Source organism: Bradyrhizobium sp. DN3 (genome assembly GCF_041357655.1).
Taxonomy (GTDB): domain Bacteria; phylum Pseudomonadota; class Alphaproteobacteria; order Rhizobiales; family Xanthobacteraceae; genus Bradyrhizobium.
Genome location: NZ_JAULLN010000001.1, coordinates 230,295 through 254,893, shown reverse-complemented (window position 1 = coordinate 254,893; position 24,599 = coordinate 230,295). Strand labels below are relative to the sequence as shown.

At 64.1% G+C, this 24,599-nt stretch carries 20 protein-coding genes and 1 pseudogene; 12 read left to right on the top strand and 9 right to left on the bottom strand.

Annotated elements, in window-relative coordinates; all coding sequences use genetic code 11:
• Nucleotides 1-240: 240 nt before the first annotated feature.
• From AAE027_RS01090 to AAE027_RS01080, 3 genes and pseudogenes are all read left to right on the top strand, one after another.
• A pseudogene (locus AAE027_RS01090) lies at nt 241-504 on the top strand (methyl-accepting chemotaxis protein); the annotation flags it as partial.
• Nucleotides 505-674: 170 nt separating this feature from the next.
• On the top strand, nt 675-3,854 hold the full coding sequence (locus AAE027_RS01085; protein ID WP_370985164.1) for an efflux RND transporter permease subunit: 3,180 nt from the start codon (nt 675-677) through the stop codon (nt 3,852-3,854).
• Nucleotides 3,841-5,037, top strand: coding sequence for an efflux RND transporter periplasmic adaptor subunit (locus AAE027_RS01080; RefSeq protein ID WP_370985165.1), 1,197 nt, complete (start codon nt 3,841-3,843; stop codon nt 5,035-5,037). Before AAE027_RS01085 ends, AAE027_RS01080 begins: the two co-directional genes overlap by 14 nt.
• Before the next feature lie 105 nt (nt 5,038-5,142).
• Here the strand turns inward: AAE027_RS01080 and AAE027_RS01075 are convergent, their stop codons facing one another.
• Nucleotides 5,143-6,660 carry an acetyl-CoA acetyltransferase gene (locus tag AAE027_RS01075; RefSeq protein WP_370985166.1) on the bottom strand — a complete coding sequence of 506 codons (1,518 nt, stop codon included), beginning with the start codon at nt 6,658-6,660 and terminating at the stop codon, nt 5,143-5,145.
• A gap of 116 nt (nt 6,661-6,776) precedes the next feature.
• Nucleotides 6,777-7,910, bottom strand: coding sequence for a nitronate monooxygenase (locus tag AAE027_RS01070; RefSeq protein WP_370985167.1), 1,134 nt, complete (start codon nt 7,908-7,910; stop codon nt 6,777-6,779).
• Nucleotides 7,911-8,179: 269 nt separating this feature from the next.
• Between AAE027_RS01070 and yghU the strand changes: the two genes are divergently transcribed.
• A complete protein-coding gene (yghU, locus tag AAE027_RS01065) occupies nt 8,180-9,052 on the top strand; it encodes a glutathione-dependent disulfide-bond oxidoreductase (RefSeq protein WP_370985168.1) in 873 nt (290 codons plus the stop codon).
• Between the two features lie 160 nt (nt 9,053-9,212).
• Here yghU and AAE027_RS01060 read toward each other — a convergent pair whose 3' ends face one another.
• From AAE027_RS01060 to AAE027_RS01050, 3 genes are all read right to left on the bottom strand, one after another.
• A complete protein-coding gene (locus tag AAE027_RS01060) occupies nt 9,213-10,490 on the bottom strand; it encodes an acyl-CoA dehydrogenase family protein (protein ID WP_176945975.1) in 1,278 nt (425 codons plus the stop codon).
• A 296-nt stretch (nt 10,491-10,786) separates the two neighbouring features.
• Nucleotides 10,787-11,167 (bottom strand): VOC family protein, encoded by a 381-nt coding sequence (locus AAE027_RS01055; RefSeq protein ID WP_128935056.1) that lies wholly within the window; start codon nt 11,165-11,167, stop codon nt 10,787-10,789.
• A gap of 112 nt (nt 11,168-11,279) precedes the next feature.
• Nucleotides 11,280-12,059 (bottom strand): SDR family NAD(P)-dependent oxidoreductase, encoded by a 780-nt coding sequence (locus tag AAE027_RS01050; protein ID WP_370985169.1) that lies wholly within the window; start codon nt 12,057-12,059, stop codon nt 11,280-11,282.
• 180 nt (nt 12,060-12,239) lie between these two features.
• Between AAE027_RS01050 and AAE027_RS01045 the strand changes: the two genes are divergently transcribed.
• From AAE027_RS01045 to AAE027_RS01035, 3 genes are read left to right on the top strand one after another with little or no spacing between them, the layout of a single operon-like run.
• Nucleotides 12,240-13,028, top strand: a complete 789-nt coding sequence (locus AAE027_RS01045; RefSeq protein WP_370985170.1) for an enoyl-CoA hydratase/isomerase — start codon at nt 12,240-12,242, stop codon at nt 13,026-13,028.
• Nucleotides 13,025-14,011 carry a phosphotransferase family protein gene (locus AAE027_RS01040; RefSeq protein WP_370985171.1) on the top strand — a complete coding sequence of 329 codons (987 nt, stop codon included), beginning with the start codon at nt 13,025-13,027 and terminating at the stop codon, nt 14,009-14,011. The genes AAE027_RS01045 and AAE027_RS01040 overlap by 4 nt, the downstream gene beginning before the upstream one ends.
• Nucleotides 14,012-14,013: 2 nt before the next feature.
• Nucleotides 14,014-14,391, top strand: coding sequence for a DUF6285 domain-containing protein (locus tag AAE027_RS01035; RefSeq protein WP_370985172.1), 378 nt, complete (start codon nt 14,014-14,016; stop codon nt 14,389-14,391).
• Nucleotides 14,392-14,736: 345 nt separating this feature from the next.
• Here the strand turns inward: AAE027_RS01035 and AAE027_RS01030 are convergent, their stop codons facing one another.
• Nucleotides 14,737-15,516, bottom strand: a complete 780-nt coding sequence (locus AAE027_RS01030; RefSeq protein ID WP_370985173.1) for an enoyl-CoA hydratase-related protein — start codon at nt 15,514-15,516, stop codon at nt 14,737-14,739.
• Nucleotides 15,517-15,727: 211 nt separating this feature from the next.
• On the opposite strand from AAE027_RS01030, the gene AAE027_RS01025 reads away from it, so the two are divergent.
• Nucleotides 15,728-17,002 carry an acyl-CoA dehydrogenase family protein gene (locus tag AAE027_RS01025; protein WP_370985174.1) on the top strand — a complete coding sequence of 425 codons (1,275 nt, stop codon included), beginning with the start codon at nt 15,728-15,730 and terminating at the stop codon, nt 17,000-17,002.
• Nucleotides 17,003-17,166: 164 nt separating this feature from the next.
• Here AAE027_RS01025 and AAE027_RS01020 read toward each other — a convergent pair whose 3' ends face one another.
• On the bottom strand, nt 17,167-18,744 hold the full coding sequence (locus AAE027_RS01020) for a fatty acid--CoA ligase (protein WP_370985175.1): 1,578 nt from the start codon (nt 18,742-18,744) through the stop codon (nt 17,167-17,169).
• A 263-nt stretch (nt 18,745-19,007) separates the two neighbouring features.
• Nucleotides 19,008-19,880 (bottom strand): SDR family oxidoreductase, encoded by an 873-nt coding sequence (locus AAE027_RS01015; protein ID WP_370985176.1) that lies wholly within the window; start codon nt 19,878-19,880, stop codon nt 19,008-19,010.
• A gap of 105 nt (nt 19,881-19,985) precedes the next feature.
• Between AAE027_RS01015 and AAE027_RS01010 the strand changes: the two genes are divergently transcribed.
• The 3 genes from AAE027_RS01010 to AAE027_RS01000 all read left to right on the top strand — a co-directional run bounded on the left by AAE027_RS01010 (nt 19,986) and on the right by AAE027_RS01000 (nt 23,147).
• Nucleotides 19,986-20,795, top strand: coding sequence for a crotonase/enoyl-CoA hydratase family protein (locus AAE027_RS01010; protein WP_370985177.1), 810 nt, complete (start codon nt 19,986-19,988; stop codon nt 20,793-20,795).
• Between the two features lie 161 nt (nt 20,796-20,956).
• Nucleotides 20,957-22,501 carry an acyl-CoA synthetase gene (locus AAE027_RS01005; RefSeq protein WP_370985178.1) on the top strand — a complete coding sequence of 515 codons (1,545 nt, stop codon included), beginning with the start codon at nt 20,957-20,959 and terminating at the stop codon, nt 22,499-22,501.
• Between the two features lie 241 nt (nt 22,502-22,742).
• Nucleotides 22,743-23,147 carry a YccF domain-containing protein gene (locus AAE027_RS01000; RefSeq protein WP_370985179.1) on the top strand — a complete coding sequence of 135 codons (405 nt, stop codon included), beginning with the start codon at nt 22,743-22,745 and terminating at the stop codon, nt 23,145-23,147.
• A gap of 508 nt (nt 23,148-23,655) precedes the next feature.
• On the opposite strand, the gene AAE027_RS00995 is transcribed toward AAE027_RS01000, so the two are convergent.
• Nucleotides 23,656-23,847: a hypothetical protein gene (locus AAE027_RS00995; RefSeq protein WP_370985180.1), complete on the bottom strand. Its 192-nt coding sequence runs from the start codon at nt 23,845-23,847 to the stop codon at nt 23,656-23,658.
• 342 nt (nt 23,848-24,189) lie between these two features.
• Here AAE027_RS00995 and AAE027_RS00990 point away from each other — a divergent pair, with 342 nt between their 5' ends.
• The gene (locus AAE027_RS00990; protein ID WP_370985181.1) at nt 24,190-24,549 is read left to right on the top strand and encodes a hypothetical protein; all 360 of its coding nucleotides are present in this window, start codon (nt 24,190-24,192) and stop codon (nt 24,547-24,549) included.
• Nucleotides 24,550-24,599 lie beyond the last annotated feature (50 nt).

The window sequence follows — 24,599 nt, the reverse complement described above, 5'->3', positions numbered from 1 at the left end:
TTTGTTTGATTCGTAAAACCTCCGAAGTCCCGCATCGCGGCGAGAAGACGGAGATCGGCACCATGGCCGACGTGCTCCAGATCTTCAAGGAAGCCTGATCGCCAAGAAGGCCGCCGACGAAGCCGCTGGGGCCGACGCCGAAGCCAAGATCAAGCGTGGCCGCCGCGTTGACAACATCACCCGCGAATTCGAAATGATGATCGGCGAGATCGTCCAGACCGTGTCGTCGGCCTCTCCCCAGAACGTCTGTCGGAAATCTCGTCGGCGATCGCGGCGGCCGTGGAAGAGCAGGGCGCGGTAACCCAGGAGATCGCTCGCAACGTCCAGCAGGCTGCTCAAGGCACCCAACAGGTCTCCTCCAACATCACCGACGTGCAGCGCGGCGCGACCGAGACCGGCACCGCCTCCTCGCAGGTGCTGTCGGCCGCGCAGATGCTGTCGAACGACTCCAACCGGCTGAAGAACGAGGTCGGCAAATTCCTGACCAACGTCCGAGCCGTGTGAAGCACGCGGCCGCATGGCTGCAATGTAGATTTCGCAGTGCGGTAGCAGGGAAGTGAATGCGCGAAGGCCGCCGGAGGTTAGCGTTTCCGGCGGTGCTCGGGTAAAGGGGGGAATGGGGATCGCCCGGGGGCGGATTCCACATCCTCGTTTGACCTGGAATTGTCTGGCGCATGATTGCTCTGGTCCGTATTGCCCTGAGCCGGCCCTATACTTTCGTCGTGCTCGCGCTGCTGCTGCTGATCATCGGACCGCTCGCGGCACTGCGGACCCCGACCGACATCTTCCCGGACATTCGCATTCCCGTGATCGGCGTGGTCTGGCAGTACACCGGCCTGCCGCCCGACCAGATGTCCGGCCGCATCACGACGCCGTTCCAGCGCGCGCTGACGACGACGGTCAACGATATCGAACACATCACTGCCAATTCCTATAATGGCTTTGGCATCATCAAGATCTTCTTCCAGCCCAACGTCGACATCCGTACCGCCAACGCGCAGGTCACCGCGATCTCGCAGACACTGCTGAAGCAGATGCCGCCGGGCGCGACGCCGCCCTTGATCCTGAACTACTCCGCCTCCACCGTGCCGATCATTCAGGTGGCGCTGTCGGGCGAGGGGCTCACCGAGCAGAACCTTGCCGATATCGGCATCAATCAGCTGCGCACGCCATTGGTCACCGTGCCCGGCGCGGCGATCCCGTACCCGTTCGGCGGCAAGCAGCGCCAGGTCCAGATCGACCTCGATCCGACCGCGCTGCAGGCCCGCGGCCTCTCGGGCCAGGACGTCGCCAATGCGCTGGCCGCCCAGAACCTGATCACGCCGGTCGGCACCCAGAAGATCGGCCAGTTCGAATACAACATCCAGCTCAACAACTCGCCGCTCCGGATCGACGAGCTCGGCAATCTGCCGATCAGGACCGTCAACGGCGCCATGGTCTATGTGCGCGACGTCGCAAGCGTGCGCGACGGCAACCCGCCGCAGACCAACATCGTCCACGTCGATGGCAACCGCTCGGTGCTGATGATGGTGCTGAAGGCGGGCGCGACCTCGACGCTCGATATCATCGCCGGCATCAAGCAGAAGGTGATCGACGTCAAGGATCAGCTGCCCGACGCGCTGAAGATCGGCTTCATCGGCGACCAGTCGGTGTTCGTCCGCGGCGCGATCCAGGGCGTCGCCTTCGAAGGCGTGATCGCGGCGCTGCTCACCAGTGTCATGATCCTCCTGTTCCTCGGCAGCTGGCGCTCGACCATCATCATCGCGGTCTCGATCCCGCTGTCGGTGCTGGGCGCCATCATCATGCTGTCGGCGATCGGCGAGACGCTCAACATCATGACGCTCGGCGGCCTCGCGCTCGCGGTCGGCATCCTCGTCGACGACGCCACCGTGACGATCGAGAACATCAATTACCATCTGGAGCAGGGCAAGCCGGTCGAGCAGTCGATCCTCGACGGCGCCAACCAGATCGTGACGCCGGCCTTCGTGTCGCTGCTCTGCATCTGCATCGTGTTCGTGCCGATGTTCTTCCTGACCGGCGTGGCGCGCTTCCTGTTCGTGCCGATGGCGGAAGCCGTGATGTTCGCGATGATCTGGTCGTTCATCCTGTCGCGCACGCTGGTGCCGACCATGGCGAACTACCTGCTGCAGGCGCATGTCCACCACGAGGGCGGGCCGCCGAAGTCGCGCAATCCCTTCGTCTGGCTCCAGCGCGGCTTCGAGGCGCGGTTCGAGCGCATCCGCGGCGGCTATCGTGGTTTGCTCGGCACGGCGCTTGCGCATCGTGCGGTGTTCGTGATCGGCTTCCTCTGCGTCGTCGGCGCGTCCTTCGCGCTGGTGCCGTTCCTCGGGCGCAATTTCTTCCCCGCTGTCGATGCCGGCAACATCCTGATGCATGTCCGCACCCAGGTCGGTACCCGCGTCGAGGAAACTGCCAACCAGCTTGCAGACGTGCAGAAGGCGGTCCGCAAGCTGATCCCGGGCGAGATCGAGACCATGACCGACAATATCGGCATGCCGATCTCCGGCATCAACATGACCTACAACAACACCGGCGTGATCGGTCCACAGGACGGCGACATCCAGATCAAGCTGAAAGAAGGCCACAAGCCGACCGAAGAACATGTGAAGGTGCTGCGTGAGCAGCTGCCGCGATTGTTCCCCGGCGTCAGCTTCGCCTTCCTGCCGGCCGACATCGTCAGCCAGATCCTGAATTTCGGTGCGCCGGCGCCGATCGACCTGCAGATCCGCGGCGCCAATCTCAGCGCCAACTTCGCTTACGCCAATAATCTGCTGGCAAAGGTCCGCAGGATTCCCGGCGTTGCCGATGCGCGCATCCAGCAGTCGCCGAACAATCCGACCTTCAACATCGATGTCGATCGCACCCGCGCGCAATATGTCGGCCTGACCGAGCGCGACGTCACCAACAGCCTCGTGGTCAACCTCGCCGGCTCCTCGCAGGTGGCACCGACCTACTACCTCAATCCCGACAACGGCGTGTCCTACTCGATCGTGATGCAGACGCCGCAATACCAGATCGACTCGCTCAGCGCGCTGCAGACGCTGCCGATCACCGCCGCCGGCAATGCGCAATCGCCGATCCTCGGCGGCATCGCCGACATCAAGCGCTCAACCTCGAGCGCCGTGGTCTCGCAATACGACATCCAGTCGATGGTGCAGATCTTTGCGACCACGTCGGGCCGCGATCTCGGCGCGGTCGCCGCCGATATCCGTCAGCTGATCGCCGACACCGCCAAGGAGGTGCCGAAGGGGTCGTCCGTGGTGCTGCTCGGTCAGGTGCAGACCATGGACAGCGCCTTTACCGGTCTGCTGTTCGGCCTGCTTGGCGCCGTCGTGCTGATCTATTTCCTGATCGTCGTGAACTTCCAGTCGTGGTCCGATCCCTTCGTCATCATCACGGCGCTGCCGGCCGCGCTCGCCGGCATCGTCTGGATGCTGTTCATGACGGAGACGACGCTGTCGGTGCCGGCGCTCACCGGCGCCATCATGTGCATGGGCGTTGCCACCGCCAACAGCGTGCTCGTGATCTCCTTCGCGCGCGAACGCTACGCGGAGCTCGGCGATCCCGTCGCCGCTGCGCTCGAAGCCGGCTTTGTCCGATTCCGCCCCGTCTTGATGACCGCGCTCGCCATGATCATCGGCATGGCGCCGATGGCCCTGGGGCTGGGCGAGGGCGGCGAGCAGAATGCGCCGCTCGGCCGCGCCGTGATCGGCGGCCTGATCTTTGCAACCTTCGCAACGCTGATGTTCGTTCCCGTGGTGTTCAGCATGGTACACAAGAAACAAGGCGCCAAAGCCGCCGCCTCATTGGAGACCCCGCATGTCGCCCACTGAACCCCGCTCCCCGGTGTCGCGCCGGAAACTGGGCATCTTCGGCGTGGTGGCGCTGATCGCGGCTGGCCTCGTCGTGGGGACCGGCATCCGTGCCCGCGAGGAGCAGGGCTCCAAGCTGAAGGAATGGACCGATGATCAGGCCGTTCCCAGCGTTGCGGTGACCCAGCCCAACGCCAAGGTCCTCAACGCCACCATCGATCTGCCGGGCCGGCTGGAAGCCTACTACCGCGCCCCGATCTTCGCGCGCGTGTCGGGCTATCTGAAGAGCTGGAACGCCGACATCGGCGCCCGCGTCAAGGCAGGGCAGGTGATTGCCGAGATCGAGGCGCCGGACCTCGACCAGCAGCTCTTGCAGGCCCGAGCCGACCTCGCCAGCCAGCAGGCCAGCGCCAGGCTATCCGAGGCAACGCTGAACCGGCGCAAGACGCTGGTCGCCTCGAACTTCGTCTCCGCGCAGGAGATCGACGAGCGCACCGCCGATCTCTCCAACAAGAACGCCGCCGTGCATTCGGGCCAGGCCAATGTGGAGCGCCTGGAAGCGCTGGCCGGCTACAAGAAGATCACCGCGCCGTTCGACGGCGTCGTCACCGCGCGCGACACCGACGTCGGCGCGCTGATCAATGCCGGCGGCGGGGCAGGCCCGGCGATGTTCGTGGTCTCCGACATCACCAAGCTGCGCGTCTACGTCAACGTGCCCCAGAACTATGTGCCGGCGATCAAGATCGGCGCCAAGGCCACCATCACCCTGCCGGAATATCCGAACCGAACCTTCCAGGCGACAGTGGAAGCCTCCTCCCAGGCCGTCGACGTCGCCTCCGGCACCACGCGCATGCAGCTCGGGCTCGACAATTCCTCGGGCGAGCTGATGCCCGGCGGCTATGCCAGCGTAAAGCTGAATCTCCAGCGCGATGCCGCGCCGCTCAGCATCCCCGCCAGCGCGCTGATCTTCAACGGCAGCGGCCTGCGCGTTGCGACCGTCGGTCCCGACGACAAGGTGTTGTTCAAGACCGTGACCATCGCCCGCGATCTCGGCCGCGAGATCGAGCTGGCCTCGGGCATTGCGCCCGATGATCGCGTCATCACGGCACCGCCGGACGGCTTGTCGGATGGGGATGCGGTACGCGTGGTTGGCGCCAAGGCCAAGCCGGCGACGGCTTCGGAGAAGCAGGCGCCAAGGAGCTAGGCAGTCTCGTAGGCTGGGCAAAGGCGCTCTTGCGCCGTGCCCACCATTACGTCCGCCATCGTCGCAAGATGGTGGGCACGCTCCGCTTTGCCCACCCTACGAGAGCTACGCCACCCGCCACTCCGGCACCCCGTCGGCAGCCATCGTGATCTCGCCGCGCGAGCCTACCGGCGTGCGATCCATGTTGAGCAGATGCGCTAGCGTCGCGCTGTCGCTCGCCGGAATCCGCGCCAGCGTGCGCCGGTCATCCTCCGTGCGCAGCATCACCACGCCGTGCTCGACATCGCCGCCGCGGCCGTAGAGCACGGTAAAGCTCTCGACCTTGCCCCCGCCAGTTGCCTCCGCGACGAATTCCGGTACCGCGCGTTTGTTGCGGTCCGCCACCGCCTGCACGCTCGTGTCCTGCACCAGCGCCTCGCGCGGCGGCGTTTTCGACACCACCAGCGCATGGTGCTTGGTGACGAAGCCGCCCTGGCCGTAGAGCAGGCCGAGCTTGGCGCCGTCGCGCACACGGCGGACCATCGCGCAGGCCGCGTGCGTCATGTAGGTGTTGAGCGGGGCGCCGAAGAAGGTGAGGCCGCCGGTCACGGTCGGTTGCACATCGGCGCCCAGGCCCAGCGTCCGCCGTGCCATCTTGGGCACGCACGGGAAGCAGCTGTAGAGCTCGATGGCGTCGAACTGTTTGCCGTCGCCGCCGGCAAGATCCATCACCGCCTTCAGCACCGCGTTCTGCGGATGGCTCTCGTAGAACTGGTCGCGCAGGAGATAGTCGCGCGGCTCCTCCGCCGAGGCGCCGCCGAGCGGATAGATCAGTCTGTCCTCGGCAATCCCGGCCGCCCGCGCCTTGGCGAGGCTCGTGAGCAGCAGCGCGCCGCCCATGTTGACGCTGGGATTGGCGACCATCAGCTTGTTGTAGGGCCACGCGATCAGGCGATTGTCGGCGGTCGGCGTCGTGATTTCGTCAGGCGCATAGCGCCGCTTCAGCCAGGCGTTGGGATTCTGCGCGGCAGCTTCCGAATAGCGCGACCACAGCGTGCCTGATTCCGCCATCGCCTCGCGCGGCGTCTGGCCCCAATGCGCGGAGGAGGCCGCCTCATAGAACGGATAGACGGTGACGGGCCGGAACACGCCAAGCTTCACAGCGAGCGGCTTCTGGAACGCTGCGCCGCGCTTGGGCTCCTCAACGTCGTGCGCGAACGGCGTCCACGGCAGCTTGACGCCGGCGCGCTCTGCCTTGGTCGCGGTCGACTGCGCCTCGGCGCCGCAGATGGCCGCCACGGCGCATTCGCCGCGCGCGATGCGCTGTGTAGCCTCGTGGATGTAGCGGATCGGGCTCTCGCCGCCGACCGGGCCGTAGTAGCAATGCGACGGCGAGATGCCGAGCCGTTGCGCCAAAAGCCTCTCCGGATCGCGATAGCGCCAACTCAGGAAGTTGACGACGTCGAGCGACTGCACCTCGCCGAGCAGCTTTGCGCCAGCGTCTGCTTCCGCGCGCCGCAGCGCCTGTTCCAGGAGATCGAGCGGTTCGAGGCCTTCGGTGATCTCCTTGGGACGGTCGACGATCTCGCCGATGCCGACGATGACGGGGATGCGGTCTTCGGGGATATTGTTCTTATCTGTCATGCTTCAATTCACGATGTCAGTTGTTTCGTCATTGCGAGCGCAGCGAAGCAATCCAGACTGCCGCCGCGGAAAGATTCTGGATTGCTTCGCTGCGCTCGCAATGACGAGGTGAGGGCCTACTCCGCCACCAGCGCATTCATGTGCTCGACGGCTTCGGCAAACTCTTCCTTGAACTCCTGCACCACGGCGCCGGCCGATTTCACGCTGTCGATCAGCCCGACGCCCTGGCCGACGAAATAGCTGACGAGATCGCGCGCCCTCGCGTTGCCGCTCGCCGCCGCGCGGTCGATGGAGTTGAAAGCGTCGCGGCTGATGATGCTTTGCAGCGGCATCGGCAGCGCGCCCGGGCTGTCCGGCGCGCGGTCCCAGGCATCGGTCCAGACCGAGCGGAGCTGACGTGCCGGCTTGCCGGTGCGGCCCTTTGAGCGCACCGCGTCGCGCGAGGACGCCGCGATCATCTTCTCGCGGAAGATCTCCGTGGTCTCGGCCTCGACGGTGGCCAGCCACACCGAGCCGGTCCAGGCGCCGGCCGCGCCCATCGCCATGCAGGCCGCCATCTGCCGTCCGGTCATGATGCCGCCGGCCGCCAGCACCGGCACGTCCCGGATCGGCTTAATCGCCTTGATCACCTCCGGCACCAGCACCATGGTCGAGACCTCGCCGCAATGGCCACCGGCCTCGGTGCCCTGCACGACGAGGATGTCGACGCCGGCCGCGACCTGGCGCAGCGCGTGCTCCTTGGCGCCGACAAGCGCGGCAACGGGCACGCCATGCTTCTTGCCCATCTCGATCATCGCCTTCGGCGGCACGCCCAGCGCATTTGCGATCAAGCGGATCGGATGATTGAAGGAGACCTCGAGCAATTGAAGCGCGGTCTTCCCGTCGAACGGCTGCGGCTGATTGTCTGCCACTTCAGTGGCGGTCAGCTCGATATCGTATTTCTTCAGGAGGTCGCGCGTGTAGTTGCGGTGCTCTTGCGGCACGCGCGCCTCCAGGCTCTTCCAGGTGACGTCCTTCTCGCCTGCGGTGGAGATGTTTTCGGGGATCAGCACGTCGATGCCGTAGGGCTTGCCGTCGACGTGATCGTCGATCCACTTCAGTTCGCGTTCGAGCGTATCCGGCGTGTGCACAGTGGCGCCCAGCACGCCGAAGCCGCCGGCGCGGCTGACGGCGGCAACGACGTCGCGGCAATGGCTGAAGGCGAGCAGCGGGAACTCGATGCCCAGCATGTCGCAGATCGGCGATTTCATGGCTCTCTCCCGGCGGCGGGCCTTCGCTTGCTCTTGTTGCTTTCCTCGGGCGAAGGCATCCCGACGCTAGCCCATCACCACCGGCGATGCCACGCCGGATTCTGAGGCGCATCTTGCGTGCAGGCGCCACGTGCAGGACGGGTTGCAGGGATGAGTGCCATGACGAAATGGAGAGCGGCCCCGCCCGGCAATGCATGTCGGCGCCCTTGTCAATTTTACCAGTCTCGCTAGCTAACGTTGCACGCGCCCTTCCGCGCCGGAGCATTTTCATGACCGACACCCCCTACGTACCGCCCAAAGTCTGGACCTGGGACAAGGAAAATGGCGGGCAGTTCGCCAACATCAACCGCCCGATCGCCGGGCCCACCCACGACAAGGAGCTGCCGGTCGGTCGCCACCCGCTCCAGCTCTACTCGCTGGCGACGCCGAACGGGGTGAAGGTCACGGTGATGCTGGAGGAGCTTCTGGCGCTCGGTCATAAGGGCGCCGAATACGACGCCTGGTTGATCAGGATCGGCAACGGCGATCAGTTCGGCAGCGGTTTTGTCGACATCAATCCGAACTCCAAGATCCCGGCGCTGATGGACCGCTCCGGGCCCGAGCCGATCCGCGTGTTCGAGTCCGGCTCGATCCTGTTCTACCTCGCCGAGAAGTTCGGCGCCTTCCTGCCGAAGGACGTCAAGACCCGCACCGAGGCGATGTCCTGGCTGTTCTGGCAGATGGGCAGCGCGCCCTATCTCGGCGGCGGCTTCGGCCATTTTTACGCCTACGCGCCGACCAAGATCGAATACGCCATCGATCGCTTCGCGATGGAGACCAAGCGCCAGCTCGACGTGCTCGACCGCCGGCTCGCCGACAGCGAATATCTCGCGGGCAGCGAGTACACCATCGCCGACATGGCGGTGTGGCCCTGGTACGGCGCGCTTGCCAAGGGGCTGGTCTATGGTGCCGGCGAATTCCTCTCGGTGCAGGACTACAAGAATGTGCAGCGCTGGACCGACCAGATCGCCAAGCGGCCGGCCGTGAAGCGCGGCCGCATGGTCAACCGCGTCTCCGGCGATCCCGCTAGCCAGCTCCACGAGCGCCACGACGCGAGCGACTTCGAGACCAAGACGCAGGACAAGCTCGCGCCCGCGACGTAGCTCTTGCTTCACCTCGCCCCGCTTGCGGGGAGAGGTCGAATTCGATCGCAGATCGAATTCGGGTGAGGGGGACTCTCCGCGAGTCCAACTCTCACCACCTCTGTGGAGGCAGCCCCTCACCCCAACCCTCTCCCCGTAAGAACGGGGAGAGGAGAGAGCCTCACGCCATGCTCAGCTCGTGCCGGCCGACCACCATCCAGTGCACCTCGTCCGGACCGTCAGCGAAGCGGAGGTGACGGACGTCCTGGTACATCTCGGCCAGCGGGGTCCAGTGCGAGATGCCGGTGGCGCCGTGCATCTGGATCGCCTGGTCGATGATCTTGCAGGCGCGCTCCGGCACCATGGCCTTGACCATGGAGACCCAGACGCGGGCCTCCTTGTTGCCGAGCACGTCCATCGCCTTCGCCGCCTTCAGCACCATCAGCCGCATCGCCTCGATCTCGCAGCGCGCCTGCGCGATGATCTGCATGTTGCCGCCGAGATGGGCGATCTTCTTGCCGAAGGCCTCGCGGGTGAGGCCACGCTGCACCATGAGGTCGAGCGCCTTCTCGGCCTTGCCAATGGTGCGCATGCAATGGTGGATGCGCCCCGGTCCGAGACGAAGCTGTGAGATCTCGAAGCCGCGGCCCTCGCCGAGCAGCATGTTCTCCTTCGGCACGCGGACATTGTTGAAGCGCATATGCATGTGGCCGCGCGGGGCGTGGTCCTGGCCGAACACGTACATGGGGCCGAGCACCTCGACGCCGGGCGTGTCGCGCGGCACCAGGATCTGCGACTGCTGCTTGCTCGGCGCCGCATCCGGATTGGTCTTCACCATCACGATGAGGATCTTGCAGCGGGGATCGCCGAGACCTGAGATGTAGTACTTCTCGCCATTGATGACCCATTCGTCGCCGACGAGCTTGGCCGTGGTCGAGATGTTCTTAGCGTCGGAGGAGGCGACGTTCGGCTCGGTCATGACATAGGCCGAACGAATCTCGCCGTTGAGCAGCGGCTTCAGCCATTTCTCCTTCTGCTCCTTGGTGCCGACGCGCTCCAGCACCTCCATGTTGCCGGTGTCGGGCGCCGAGCAGTTCATGGTCTCCGAAGCCAGCGGGCTCTTGCCGAGCTCGGCCGCGATATAGGCATAGTCGAGATTCTTCAGGCCCTGGCCGGTCTCGTCATCGGGCAGGAAGAAGTTCCAGAGGCCTTCCTGCTTGGCCTTGTTCTTGGCCTTCTCCAGCACCTCGAGCTGCTTCGGCGTAAAGCTCCAGCGATCCTCCTTGCTCTCGCCGGCCTTGGCAAACTCGATCGACATCGGCTCGACGGTATCGCGGATGAATTTCTTGACGTGATCATAGAGCGGCCGGACCTGGTCCGACATCCTGAGGTCGTTGAGCTCGTCGCCGGGATTGAGAGTGTAGTTGGTGGTGCGGGGAATGTAGGTGTGTTTTGTCATTGTTCCTCCCGGATCGTTGAGACTGCTGAGCCGGAGAATAGTCGCAGCGCTGCCAAAGTGCGAGCGCGCATTTTTCACGCGCGCCATGCCATGCGATGGAATTTCGCAAGGGCGTTTGAAACGTTGTTTGAATGGTGCTGGGCGGGAGGCGGCAGGCGCGCCTCACTCTCCGCCGTCATCGCCCGGCGAAGACCGGGCGATCCAGTATTCCAGAGACCGCAGTGATTGAATCGAGAAGCTGCGGCGTACTGGATTCCCCGCTTTCGCGGGGAATGACAGCGGTGGATGTAGCTAGCTCACGCTGGCAGCCGATGCATCGCGCAGATCTTGTTGCCGTCGAGATCACGCAAATAGGCGAGGTAGAGCTTGCCGCCGGGGCCCTGGCGGATGCCGGGCGGATCCTCGATCGATTTTGCACCGGCGGCGACTCCGGCCGCGTGCCAAGCCTCGACCTGCTCCGGCGAATTGCAAGCAAAGCCGATCGTGCCGCCATTCGCGCAGGTCGCCGGTTCGCCGTTGATCGGCTTCGACACCGAGAACACTCCGGTCTTGGTGATGTAGAAGATGCGGTGGCCGTCGACCCTGGCCGGCCGTACCTCGAGCGTGCCGAGCAGCTTGTCGTAGAACGCCTTGGCCTTGTCCAAGTCGTTGGTGCCGATCATGACGTGCGAGAACATTTTGCCTCCCCTCAGTTTGTAGCCCGGATGGAGCGTAGCGAAATCCGGGTCTTGCTTGCTTTTGGCCGTCCCGGATTGCGCTTCGCTCCATCCGGGCTACGAGAAAGAAAAATCAGAATGCCGTATAGCCGCCGTCGATCACGAACGTATCGGCGGTGTGATACGACGACGCCTTGCTCATCAGATACACGGCAATGCCCCCGAAATCGGATGCTTCGCCGAAGCGCCGCACCGGAATGCGCGGCATCACATTGGCGACGAATTTTTCGTTCGCCATGATGCCGGCGGTCATGTCGCTCTTGATCCAGCCGGGCAGGATCGCGTTCGCGGTCACGCCGTAACGCGCCAGCTCGACGCCGAGCGCGCGCACCAGCGCGTTGATGGCGGCCTTGGTCGCCGCATAGTGCTCGTTGCGCGCGGTGCCGAAGATCGAGGCGAGGCTCGAGGTGGCAACCAGCCGGCCGAAGGGATCGCCGGCATTGGCGCGCTCGGTCATGTGCTTTGCCGCGGCCTGGAACGCATGAAACACGCCGTCGAGATTGGTCGCAAACATCGTGCGCCATTCCTCCTCGGTGCGCTCGATGAAGGAGCGCCGGCCGCCGCCGCCGATGCCGGCATTGGCAAAGCAGCCGTCGACCCGGCCGAAAGTATCGAGCGTCGCCTTCATCGCGGCATTGACAGATGCCGGATCGGTGACGTCGCAGACGCGGGTGTCGACCTTGCCGGCAAGGCCGGCCAGGCTCGCGGCAGCGCTGCTGTTCTTGTCAGGATTGCGGCCCCAGATCGAGACGTTGCAGCCCTGGCCGGCGAGCGCCTGCGCGATGCCAAGCCCGATGCCGCCATTGCCGCCGGTGATCACGGCGACGCGGCCGGTGAGGTCGAAAAGGTTCATGGCGCGTTTCCTGTTTTGGGCAAGGCATCTTGGTATGCGGCGCATCAGCCGCTGCGCGCAAGATTGCTTGCTATGCTCTGATCACCATGGACAAGACCGCGCCAAAAATCAAATATGCGCCCCGGCAAAACAAATTCCGGTCTGCGAAACTGACGCAGGCCGGCAACTGACGAGGAAACCATGCAGTTCAAACACGTCACGCTCGATCTCGATGGCGCGGTCGCGATCCTCAAGCTCGACCATCAGGAGGTGATGAACGCAGTCTCCTTGGACATGCTGGGCGGTCTTGCCGAAGCGCTTGATACCATCGAGGAGAAGAGGGACGAGGTGCGCTGCGTCGTGCTGACCGGCGCGGGGCGGGCGTTCTGCACCGGCGCGAATCTCCAGGGCCGCAACAATCAGTCGAAGAAGACCAAGGCCGGCCTGACACTGGAGACTGGCTTTCATCCCTTCCTGCGCCGCATTCGCAACCTGCATTGCCCGATCATCACTGCGGTCAACGGCCCGGCCGCCGGCGCCGGCATGAGCTTCGCACTGCTCGGCGATATGATCCTGTGCGCGCGCTCGTCCTATTTCCTGCAAGCCTTCCGCCGCATCGGCCTTGTGCCGGATTGCGGCTCGACCTGGCTGTTGCCGCGCCTCATTGGTCGGGCGCGCTCGATCGAATTGTCGCTGATGGGCGAGCGGCTGCCGGCCGAGAAGGCGCTGGAATGGGGCCTCGTCAACCGCGTCTACGATGACGGCGTGCTGATGGAGGAAGCGATGAAGCTCGCGCGCGAGCTCGCCAGCGGCCCGACGGTCGCGCTGTCGCTGATCCGCAAGCTCTATTGGGACAGCCCGGAAAATTCCTTTGAGGATCAGCTCAACCTTGAATTCCAGTGCCAGCTCCGCGCCGGCGACACCCAGGATTTTCGCGAGGGCGTCGGCGCGTTCCTGGAGAAGCGGCCCGCGCAGTTCAAAGGCAAATGATCGAGGCGGAGCTTTCACGCAGCGTCCAGCGCTGGTGCCCGGGCGCGACCGGCGTCACCGGCGCGGCAAAGCTCTCAGGCGGCGCCAGCCAGGAAACCTGGCGCTTCGACGTCGTGCATCCTGATGGGCCGATCGGCGCGATCCTGCGCCGCTCGCCGAAGGGCTATGGCGCTGCGCCAACGCGTGCGGCCGGTCTTGGCGCTGAAGCGCAGCTCATGCAGCTCGCTTATGAGGCCGGCGTGCCGTCGCCGCGGGTGATGCATGTGCTCACGCCGGAGGACGATCTCGGCACCGGCTTCATCATGCAGCGGGTCGAGGGCGAGACCATCGCACGCAAGATCCTTCGCGATGACGAGTTCGCAGCCGCACGGCCGCTGCTGGCGCGGCAGATCGGCGGCGTGCTCGCTGGACTGCACAATCTGTCGCTCGACAAGCTGCCCGAGTTGCGCACCCGCGGCGCGACCCAGGAGATCTCTGAGTTCGAGCGCGACTATCGCAGCCTGAACTGGCCAAAGCCCGTGTTCGAGCTGGCGCTGCGCTGGCTGCGCGATCACGATCCCGGCCCCTCGGCCGTGGAGACGCTGGTGCATGGCGATTTCCGCAACGGCAATCTCATCATCGGCGCCGACGGTGTCCGTGCGGTCCTCGATTGGGAACTCGCCCATCTCGGCGATCCCATGGAGGATCTCGGCTGGGTCTGCGTCAACTCCTGGCGCTTCGGCGAGATCGACAAGCCGGTCGGCGGCTTTGGCTCGCGTGAGGAGCTGTTCGCGGGCTATGAGGCCGCGGGCCGCAAGGTCGATCCCGCGCGCGTGAAATTCTGGGAAGTGATGGGGACGCTACGCTGGGGCATCATGTGCGGCGGCATGATGCAGCGGTTCCGCGAGGGGCCCGACCATTCCATGGAGCGCGCTATGATCGGCCGCCGCGCCTCCGAGACCGAGATCGATCTGTTGCGGCTGCTCGCGCCGCGCGGGAGTTGACCATGCAGGACGAACCCACACCGATCGAGCTGACCAAGTCGGTCGCAGATTTCTTACGCAACGACATCACGCCGCTGATCTCCGGCCACCAGGCCTTCAAGCTGCGCGTCGCCATCAACATCCTCGACCTCGTGACGCGGCAATTGACGCGGGAGGAGGGCAGCGATGCAAGGGAGGTGGAGCGTCTGCGCGCGCTGCTGGGCGTGGACGGTTCGGTCACCGACCTCAATCGCGCTCTTGCCGACCGCATCGCCAAAGGCGAGGTGGACCTCGCAACGCCGGGCCTTGCCGAGCACCTCTGGGCCACCACGATGGACAAGCTCGCGGTCGATCAGCCGAATTACGCGTCATACAAGCGAGAGCTGGGCCGGGGCGGGTAGGCGTAGCCACCTGCTCCGTCAGTGCGAGGAGCTCGCGACAAAATTGCGGGGCAATTTTGCGCTGATGCGACGAAGCAATCCAGACTGCTTCCGCGGAAAGATTCTGGATTGCTTCGCGGAGCCTGTCATCGGGCCGGCTTCGCGCGGACCCGTTGGCTCGCAATGACGAGTTTGTGGTAGTCGTCATCCAAGCTCTCAGCTGTCATCGCCCGCGCAGGCGGGCGATCCAGTATTCCAGAGACGGCAGTGACATACGGAGAAGCTGCGGCGTACTGGATGCCCCGGTCAAGCCGGGGCATGACCCCGGTGATGTTGGGGGGCGCGGAATGACGGCGCCGAGCGGGGCTACTTCCCCACCCATTTCGGCGGCCGCTTCTCCGAGAACGCCTTCGGGCCCTCGATGTAATCCTGCGACGCTGCCATCGCCTTCACCGCCGGATACTCCCGCTGCTCCTCGATCGCCTGTTCCAGCGAAACGCCAAGCCCCTTCTGAATCGCCTGCTTCGAGGCTCGTATCGACATCGGCGAGTTCTTGGTGATCATCTCAGCCCAGCGCAACGCGGCGCTAAGCGCCTCGCCCTGCGGCACCACCTCGTTGACGAAGCCGAGGTCATAGCCTTCCTTGGCGCTGACATGACGTGCGGTCAGGATCATGCCCATGGCGCGCTTGAGCCCGATCTGCCGCGGCAGCCGGTGCAGGCCGCCGGCGAGTGCGGCTAGTCCGACGCGCGGCTCGGGCAGGGCGAAGGTGGCATTCTCCGAGGCAATGATGAGATCGCAGGCCAGCGCGATCTCGAAGCCGCCGCCCATCGCCACACCATTCACCGCAGCGATGATCGGCTTGTCGCAGTCGAACCGCGAGGTCAGGCCGGCAAAGCCGCCCTTGTCCCAGCCCCGTTTGCCGCCCGCCGCCTGCCACTTCAGATCGTTGCCGGCGCAAAACGCTTTGTCGCCGCTACCCGTGACGATCGCGATCCATTGCTCGGGATCGGCGGAGAAGTCGTCGAACACCTTGTTGAGCTCGAAATGCGCATCGGTGTGCAGCGCGTTGTAGACCTCGGGGCGCGACAGCGTGACGATCGTGATCGGGCCCTTGCGTTCCACCTTCGAAAATTTCAGCTCCATGATCGCTCCCGCATTTTCTCGTGAAGGAATATTGCCGGCATAGTAGCGCGCGGGTGCACCTGAGCACCATCGAATTGCGCAAGCGCGCCTTGCGCGCCTCACACGTCTCGGCTTGCTTGACTTGGATGCGCTCTTCTCCGCTTAATCATGCGAAGCAAGAATGCGCGTAGCGCCTTAACGCAAAACGAAAAATCATTCCGGGAGAGAGCCCTTGGATTTCTCATTGCCTGCCGATCTCGTCGCCTATCTCGGAGAGCTCGACCGTTTCATCGAACGCGAGATCAAGCCGCTGGAAGAGGCCGACGACAACATCCGCTTCTTCGATCACCGCCGCGAATGGGCGCGCACCGATTTCGAGAATGGCGGCCTGCCACGCCACGAATGGGAGGTGTTGCTGCGCAAGGCCAAGGACCTTGCGGACGCCGCCGGCCATCTGCGTTTTCCAGTGCCGAAGCAATATGGCGGCAAGGACGGCTCCAATCTCTGGATGGCCGTGATCCGCGAGCACTTTGCCGCAAAGGGTCTCGGCCTGCACAACGACCTCCAGAACGAGCATGCCATCGTCGGCAATTTCCCCGTCGTCACCATGCTCGATCGCTACGGCCGCGACGACCAGAAGGCGATGATCGACGGCTCGATCAAGGGCAAGTACCGCATCACCTTTGGCTTGACCGAGCCGCATCACGGCTCGGACGCGACCCATATGGAGACGCGCGCGGTGCCGGCGACCCGCGATAACGTCAAGGGCTGGATCATCAACGGCGAGAAGATGTGGACCACCGGCATGCATGTCGCCACGCATTGCGCGCTGTTTGCGCGCACGAGCGGCAATGACGGCGATGCGCGCGGCATCACCTGTTTCCTGGTGCCGGCGAAGAGCCGCGGCGTCAAGGTCGAGGAATACATGTGGACCTTCAACATGCCGACCGATCATCCCCGCGTCAGTTTTACCGACGTGTTCGTGCCTGAGGACGCGCTGTTCGGCGAGGTCGGCCGCGGCCTGTCGCTGGCGCAGTGCTTCGTGCATCAGAACCGTATCCGGCAGGCCGCAAGCTCGCTGGGCGCTGCGGTCTACTGCATCAACGAGAGTGTGAAGTACGCCCGCGAGCGCAAGCCGTTCGGGAAGGCGCTCGCCGAAAACCAGGCGATCCAGTTCCCGCTGGTTGAGCTCGCCACGCAGGCCGAGATGCTGCGTCTTCTGATCCGCAAGACCGCCTGGGAGATGGACCAGCTCACCGAGGAGCAGATCGAGCGCACGCTCTCCGACCGCGTCTCGATGTGCAACTACTGGGCAAACCGCCTCTGCTGCGAATCCGCCGACCGCGCCATGCAAGTCCACGGCGGCATGGGCTACTCACGCCACAAGCCGTTCGAGCACATCTACCGCCACCACCGGCGCTATCGGATCACCGAGGGCAGCGAGGAGATCCAGATGCGCAAGGTGGCGGGGTTCTTGTTCGGCTATATGGGGCCGGGGAAACATTAGCTTCCTGCGGCGCTCTCTCTCTCCAACGTCGTCCCGGCGAAGGCCGGGACCCATACCCCAGGACGCAGTTTGAGGCGAGATTGCAACCGCCGGTCTTCGCCAAACCACGTTCGGTGGGTATGGGTCCCCGCCTTCGCCGCAACGACGATAGGAGAGAGCCGTGGCTAATTCACCCTTCGGTCCTTCCCCGCCCAATACGGCTCGCGCAATTGCCGCCGCAAAATCTTGCCACTCGGATTGCGCGGCAGCACCGGCAGGAACTCCACGCTCTTCGGCGTCTTGTAGCCGGCGATGCGCTCGCGGGTGAAGTTGATGATGTCTGTGGCCGTGGCTTGCTTCCCCGGCTTCATCACCACCACGGCCTTCACCGCCTCGCCCCATTTGTCGTCGGGCACGCCGATCACGGCAGCTTCCGCGACATCGGGATGATCGGATAACGCACTCTCGACCTCGGCCGGGTAGATGTTCTCGCCGCCGGAGATGATCATGTCCTTGATGCGGTCGTGGATGTAGAGATAGCCGTCCTCGTCCATGTAGCCGGCATCGCCGGTGCGCAGCCAGCCGTCGGAACGAAGCGTCGCGGCGGTCGCCTCGGGCAGGTTCCAATAGCCGGCCATGTTCGAGCCGGAGCGCGTCGCGATCTCGCCGACCTCACGCGGCGGCAGTGGCTTGCCGGCCACGTCCAGGATCGCGATTTCGACGCCCGGTAGCGCCTTGCCGGCCGAGCGCATCCGCTCCAGACCCTCGACATGGTCTTCCGGCGGCAGCGCGACGATCGTGCCCGCGGTCTCGGTCATGCCGTATAGTTGCACGAAGCCGCATTTGAAAACCTCGATGCACTCCTTCAGCAGCGCTGCCGGTATCGGCGAGGCGCCATAGAGCATGTATTTCAGGCGCGAGAAATCGACCGTCCTGGCGCGCGGCTGCCGCACCACGAACTGCATCGCCGCCGGCACCATGAACAGCTTTGTGATCCCGGACTGCTCGAAGAAGTCCAGCACCTTGGTCGGATCGAACTCGCGCGCGATCACCCCGCGAGCGCCGTGATAGAGGCCCATCACGCCCCAGCCCGAACCGCCGATGTGGAAGACCGGCATCGCCACCAGCGAGACGTCGTCGGTCGACCACCGGTTCCACTCCGGTTTGTCTTCGGCATTGCCTGACTGCACCAGGTTGAGGAAGTTTGCGTGCGACAGCATCGCGCCCTTCGGTTTGCCTGTCGTACCCGACGTGTAGAGCTGGATCGCGATGTCCTTCGCGTCGATCGGCACCTTCGGGTCGTCACCGCTCTGCGCATCGCGCCAGGCCGCAAAATCCGGCCATTCCGGCGCGCCGCCCTCGGTGGTGATGATTGTCCGTACGCTCGGTAGCTTGTCCTTGTTCTGGCAGACGAGCGTGATGAACTCCGGTCCGACGAACAGCACCGGCGCCTTGCAGTCCTCCACGATGAATGCGACCTCGGGTCCCGCGAGCCGCCAATTCACCGGCGCCATCACCACGCCGGCCTTCATCGCGCCCATCAACAGCTCGAAATAGAAGTCGCTGTTCTTGCCGAGATAGGCGATGCGGTCGCCCTTCTTCACGCCCATCGCGATCAGTGCGTTGGCGACTTGGTTCGTCTTGATATCGAACTCTGCAAAGCTGGTGAGGCGGCCCTCGAACTCGTAGGCGATGGCGTCGCCGCGGCTTCTCGCGCGCTCGCGCACCATCTCGGCGAGGTCCGCCAATGGCTGTGTGGTCATGTTTCTCCCGTCGTGTCTTGTTTTTATGCGGGGAAGTGTGGCGTCATCCGCGGGTGAAGACAAGGTGGGAAGCCTCGCTGTCGTCCCGGCCTAGTGCGCAATTGCGCACGGGGGCCGGGACCCATAACCACTGAACGCAATTTGACGAAGACTGGTCGTGACCAATCTTCGCCAAACAAAATTCAGTGCGTATGGGTCCCGGCCTTCGCCGGGACGACGGCGGAGCGTTTAGCTATATCTTCAAACTTCTCCTTACAAAGCGTTCACCCCCGCTTCGCCCGGTCCTTCTCGTTCTGCGCCATGATGCTCTCGCGCGCGGCTTTCCAGTCGTCGTCGCTCCAGTCGCGCAGCTGATAGAAATTGCCGCCCATCGCGAGCGCCTGCGCGCCATCCATGGCGATGGTCTCGCCGTTGATCCAGTCGCAGCCGCCGGAGATCAGGAACACCGCGAGGTTCTGCAGTTCCTCCATGGTGCCGACGCGCCCCATCGGGTTCATCGCCTTGGTGCGCGCGCCGGCTTCATCACCGGGCTTGATGCGCTTGCTCATGCCTTCGGTCGGGATTTCGCCCGGTGCGATGGTGTTGAGGCGGATGCCGTAGCGGCCCCATTCTGTGGCGAGCGACATCGTCATGGCGTGGATCGCCGACTTGCTCATCGCCGATGGCACCACGTAGGGCGAGCCGTTGCGCACCCAGGTCACGGTGATCGAGACGACGTTGCCGGGCTGTTTCAGGGCGATCCAGCGCTTGCCGACCGCATGGGTGACGTAGAAGGTGCCGTGCATGACGATGTTGGCGACGGCATCGAAGCCGCGCGGCGAGAGCTCCTCGCTGCGCGAGATGAAATTGCCGGCGGCATTGTTGATGAGGTCGGTGAGGGGACCGTCGCGAAAGATGGTCTCGATCATCTCCTCGACCGCGAGCGCGTTGCGGATGTCGACGCCGTGGCTGGTGACGCGGCCGCCATAGAGATCCATCAATTCGGTCGCGGTCTCGTCGCACACGATCTTGCGCCGGCCGCAGATGTGCACCTCGGCGCCGAGCTGGAGGAACCGCGCTGCCATCGACTTGCCAAGCCCAGTGCCGCCGCCGGTGACGAGAATGCGCCGTCCGGCCAGAAGATTTTCCTTGAACATGGCTGTTTCTCCCGTACGGATTGTCAGTTAATTGGTCGATTGACTAAATCCGGCCGCCGGCTTCCTGTAAAGCGGCACCGAACAAGAACAGGGGAGAATTCATCCATGGAAGAGCGCGTCTCGATCTCGATCTCGGAAGGCATCGCCGACGTGCGCCTGATGCGCGCCGACAAGATGAATGCGCTGGATCAGGCTATGTTCGAGGCCCTTGTCGCCGCAACCGAGCGTCTTTCGAAGGACAAGAGCGTACGCGTCGTCGTGCTGTCCGGCGAGGGGCGCGCCTTCTGCGCCGGCCTCGACATGGGGCGCTTTGCCGCCATGAAGGAGAAGGGTGGCAACGGAATTCCGGGTGGCGAAAATCGTGACCTCACCAAGCGCACGCATGGCCAGGCGAACTTTCCGCAACAGGCGGTGTGGGGCTGGCGCCAGCTTCCGGTGCCGGTGATTGCGGCCGTGCATGGCGTCGCTTTCGGCGGCGGCTTCCAGCTCGCACTCGGCGCCGACATGCGGCTCCTCGCAGCCGATGCGCGGATGTCGATCATGGAGATCAAATGGGGGCTCGTGCCTGATATGGCGGGCACGCCGATCCTGGCTTCGCTCGTGCGCGACGATATCCTGCGCGATCTCACCTACACCGGCCGCATCTTCTCCGCGCAGGAGGCAATGGCTTACGGTCTCGCTACGCGCATCTGCGACGACCCGCGCGCTAGCGCCCTCGAAGTCGCGCGCGAGATCGCCGGCAAGAGTCCCGATGCCATCCGTGCCGCCAAGCGTTTGCTCAACAATCTCTCGGCCGATCCCGGCCCCGCGCTGCTCGCTGAATCCGTCGAGCAGCAGAAGCTGATCGGCAGCGCGAACCAGACCGAGGCGGTCCGCGCCAATCTGGAGAAGCGCGCGCCGAAATTTGCGGATTAGCAACTTGTCATTCCGGGATGCGCCGTAGGCGCAGGCCCGGAATCCATCGAGCCGCATTTCTGAGGTGAAATGGATTCCGGGCTCGATGCTTCGCATCGTCCCGGAATGACGAGCTGGTGGCCTCCACATTTCTTAACCCGACGAAAGATCGGAAAACAAAAATGAGCGAAACGTCCCACTTCCTCGGCATCGTCTCCGGCGAGCGCCGCCGTGCCCACGCTGAAATCGCTGACCGTGCCGACCGCATCGCCTCCGGCCTCGCCAAGCTCGGCGTCAAGCCAGGCGATTGCGTCTGCATGCTGATGCGCAACGACATCGTCTTCCTGGAGGCCGCCTATGCCGCGATGCGGCTCGGCGCCTATGGCGTGCCGATCAACTGGCATTTCAAGCCGGAGGAGATCAGCTACATCCTCGGAGATACCGGCACGTCCGTGCTGATCGGACATGCCGACATGCTGCACGCCTTGCGCGATGCGATCCCAAGCGGCGTCACCGTGCTCAGCGTGCCGACGCCGCCGGAGATCCTGTCCAACTACAGGATTGATCCCGATCAGTTGGCGACGCCGGACTTTGCGATCGATTTCGAGTCCTGGCTCGCGCAGCACCAGCCTTATGACGGCCCGGTCGTGCCGCAGCCGATGAACATGATCTACACTTCGGGCACCACAGGCCACCCCAAGGGCGTCCGCCGCAATGCGCCGACGCTGGAGCAGCAGGCCGCCGGCGAACGCATGCGCGCGATGATCTACGGGCTGAAGCCGGGCGCCCGCGCGCTGTTGCCGGGCCCGCTCTATCACTCCGCGCCGAATTCTTTCGGCATCCGTGCCGGCAAGCTCGGCGGCGCGCTGGTGCTGATGCCGCGCTTCGAGGCCGAGGAGTTTCTTGCGCTGATCGAGCGCTACAAGGTCGACACCATCTTCATGGTGCCGACCATGTTCATCCGCCTGATGAAGCTGCCGGAGCAGGTGCGCAAGAAATACGACGTCTCCTCGCTACGCCACGTCATCCATGCCGCCGCGCCATGTCCGGCTGACGTCAAGCGCGCCATGATCGAGTGGTGGGGGCCGGTGATCCACGAATTCTACGGCTCGACCGAATCCGGCGCCGTCACCTTCGCAACCTCCGAGGACGCGCTGAAGAAGCCCGGCACGGTCGGCAAGATCTCGCCCGGCGCCGAGCTGCGCTTCCTCGGCGAGGACGGCCGCGTGCTGCCGGCCGGCGAGATCGGCGAGATCTATTCCCGCATGCCTGATATGGCCGATTTCACCTATCACAACAAGCCGGAGAAGCGCGCCGAGATCGATCGCAACGGCTTCATCACCTCCGGCGACGTCGGCTACATCGATGAAGACGGTTACGTCTTCATCTGCGACCGCAAGCGCGACATGGTGATCTCGGGCGGCGTCAACATCTATCCGGCCGAGATCGAATCCGTGCTGCATGCCGTGCCCGGCGTGCACGATTGCGCGGTGTTCGGCATCCCCGATGCCGAATTCGGCGAGGCGCTGATGGCGGTGATCGAACCGCAGGCCTGCGTCGCGCTCGATGCCGCCGATGTCCGCGCGCGGCTGAAGACGTCACTCGCCGATTACAAGGTGCCCAAGCACATCGAGATCCGCAGCGGGCTGCCGCGCGAAGACTCCGGAAAGATCTTCAAGCGCCGCCTGCGCGATCCCTATTGGGAGCAGGCCGGACGGAAGATCTAGCCGCAGTCGGTAGTGCCGTAGGGTGGGCAAAGCGGAGCGTGCCCACCAGGACGGTCGCAGGTATTGATCGTGGGCACGGCGCAAACGCGCCTTTGCCCACCCTACGAGATAACGGATGGGGAAACATTGGAAGCGCGACCGGAAATTCGAGGGGCGGTAGCCGGTTGCGCCGATCGGACAGTCTTAGCGGCGACAGATTTCGAGCCTATATAGACGTGGTCATCCACTTCCGGATCATCCCATGGCTCCCGTTTCCATCCTGCTCAACCTGCTCTGGATCCTGATCGGCGGCGCCTGGATGGCGTTCGGCTGGCTGATCGCTGCGATCATCATGGCCGTCACCATCATAGGCCTGCCCTGGGCGCGGGCGGCGTTCAACATCGCCGTCTACACGCTGCTGCCGTTCGGCTCGAAGGCGGTCAGCCGCTACGAGGTCACGGGTGTCGAGGATATCGGCACCGGCCCGCTCGGGGTGATCGGCAACATCATCTGGTTCGTGCTGGCCGGCTGGTGGCTGGCGCTCGGTCACCTCGTGACCGCGCTGGTGCTCGCGGTCACCATCATCGGAATCCCCTTCGCCTGGGCCCATCTGAAGCTCGCCGGCATCGCGCTCTGGCCGATCGGCAAGGTGATCGTGCCGGCTTAGGACGCGCGTACCCAGAAAGATCAGGACTATCGCATTTCAGGCGGTCTTCCCGCGGCGCATCCTTCGAGACGCCCGCCCCTGGCGGACCCTCAGGATGAGGGCGGAGTGTGTGGCAGCAGTTTCTGCGGGAGCCGATGCCGTTCAGCCTCATCCTGAGGGACCGCGAAGCGGTCGTCTCGAAGGACGAGGCGTGCACTCAGATCGCTCGAAAGGCATATGCGATAGCCCTGCCACAAACGCGGGCTCTTCGCCGGCAGAGCGGAAATCGCCCATCACTGGCGGCTTATGACCAGGGCGGACTTTCGTTGAACAGGCTTGACACGTTGAACACGGTCGCAGCCCGATGAGTAGAGCGCCAGCGAAACCCATCAATCCCTCCGCCTGTGACGAAGCATGATGGGTTTCGCAAGGGCTCAACCCATCCTCCGTGCTCTCCAAGACCTCCCACAAAATTTTGCGGCGGGCGTTGCAGAATGCGGGTGGACGGTCGCTGCGGGAGTGCAAGCCTTTAGCTGATAATCTCCTTGGCCTTGATGCCGCGCAAGGCCTCGATGCAGTCAGCTACCAAATGCAAGAACTCTTGCCGCTTTATGCTTTTCACCTGACGACCTTCCATATTGATGAGAATGAATCTCGCCATTTCGTAGGCGACTTCAAACTGCGATTTGCCGGTAACCTCGACATCGATTCTTTCAGCCATTTCGCTGCCCGCTAGTTGTAATTGGAAAGCAGGAGCCTATTGGAAAGCGCGTGGCCAAGTCGAGTCGGTCTTCCTTTGCGGCTAGATCATATCGGCCTAAACGTCCGCTGGCGCCGCAACCTCGAAATGCAGAGCATTAATCCAGTCCGCTTCTGGCCGATCAGCGAAGTAGCGGCGCACCCCCTTAAGGCTCGCTGAGGAAGTCATCGCGGATTAGATTTGCTCAGGTTGAGTTCTTCGCATTCGGACCCGCAGCCGACATTACTTCTCCGGCCCACCGGCGAGCCGCATTGAACTCGCCAGCTCCGCTCGCCATGTGTGGGAGACAGCTTGGAGCAGACAATGAAGAAGCTTTTCACCTGTGTGGCGACCGTGGGCTGCCTGATCGCCTTCCACTCCGTCGCGCAAGCCCGGTCTGCATTCGACGGCTCCTGGGACCTCGTTTTCGTGACGCAAAGAGGACCTTGCGATGCGACCTATAATTTCACCGTCAACATCACCGACGGAATAGTTACACATCCGAATTTAGTCAGGTTCAGAGGCTATGTGACGCGTTCCGGCGCAGTCCGGGCGTCGGTGACAGTTCAGGACAAATTCGCCTCCGGCTCAGGCAGGCTCTCGGGCAATTTTGGCCGCGGGACGTGGAGCGGCCATTCAGGAAACGCGCGCTGTTCAGGCTACTGGACCGCACAGCGCAATTGAAGGCGCTGAGCCAAGGCCGGGGGTCGCCCGCAGGGAGCAGAACTCGTTGG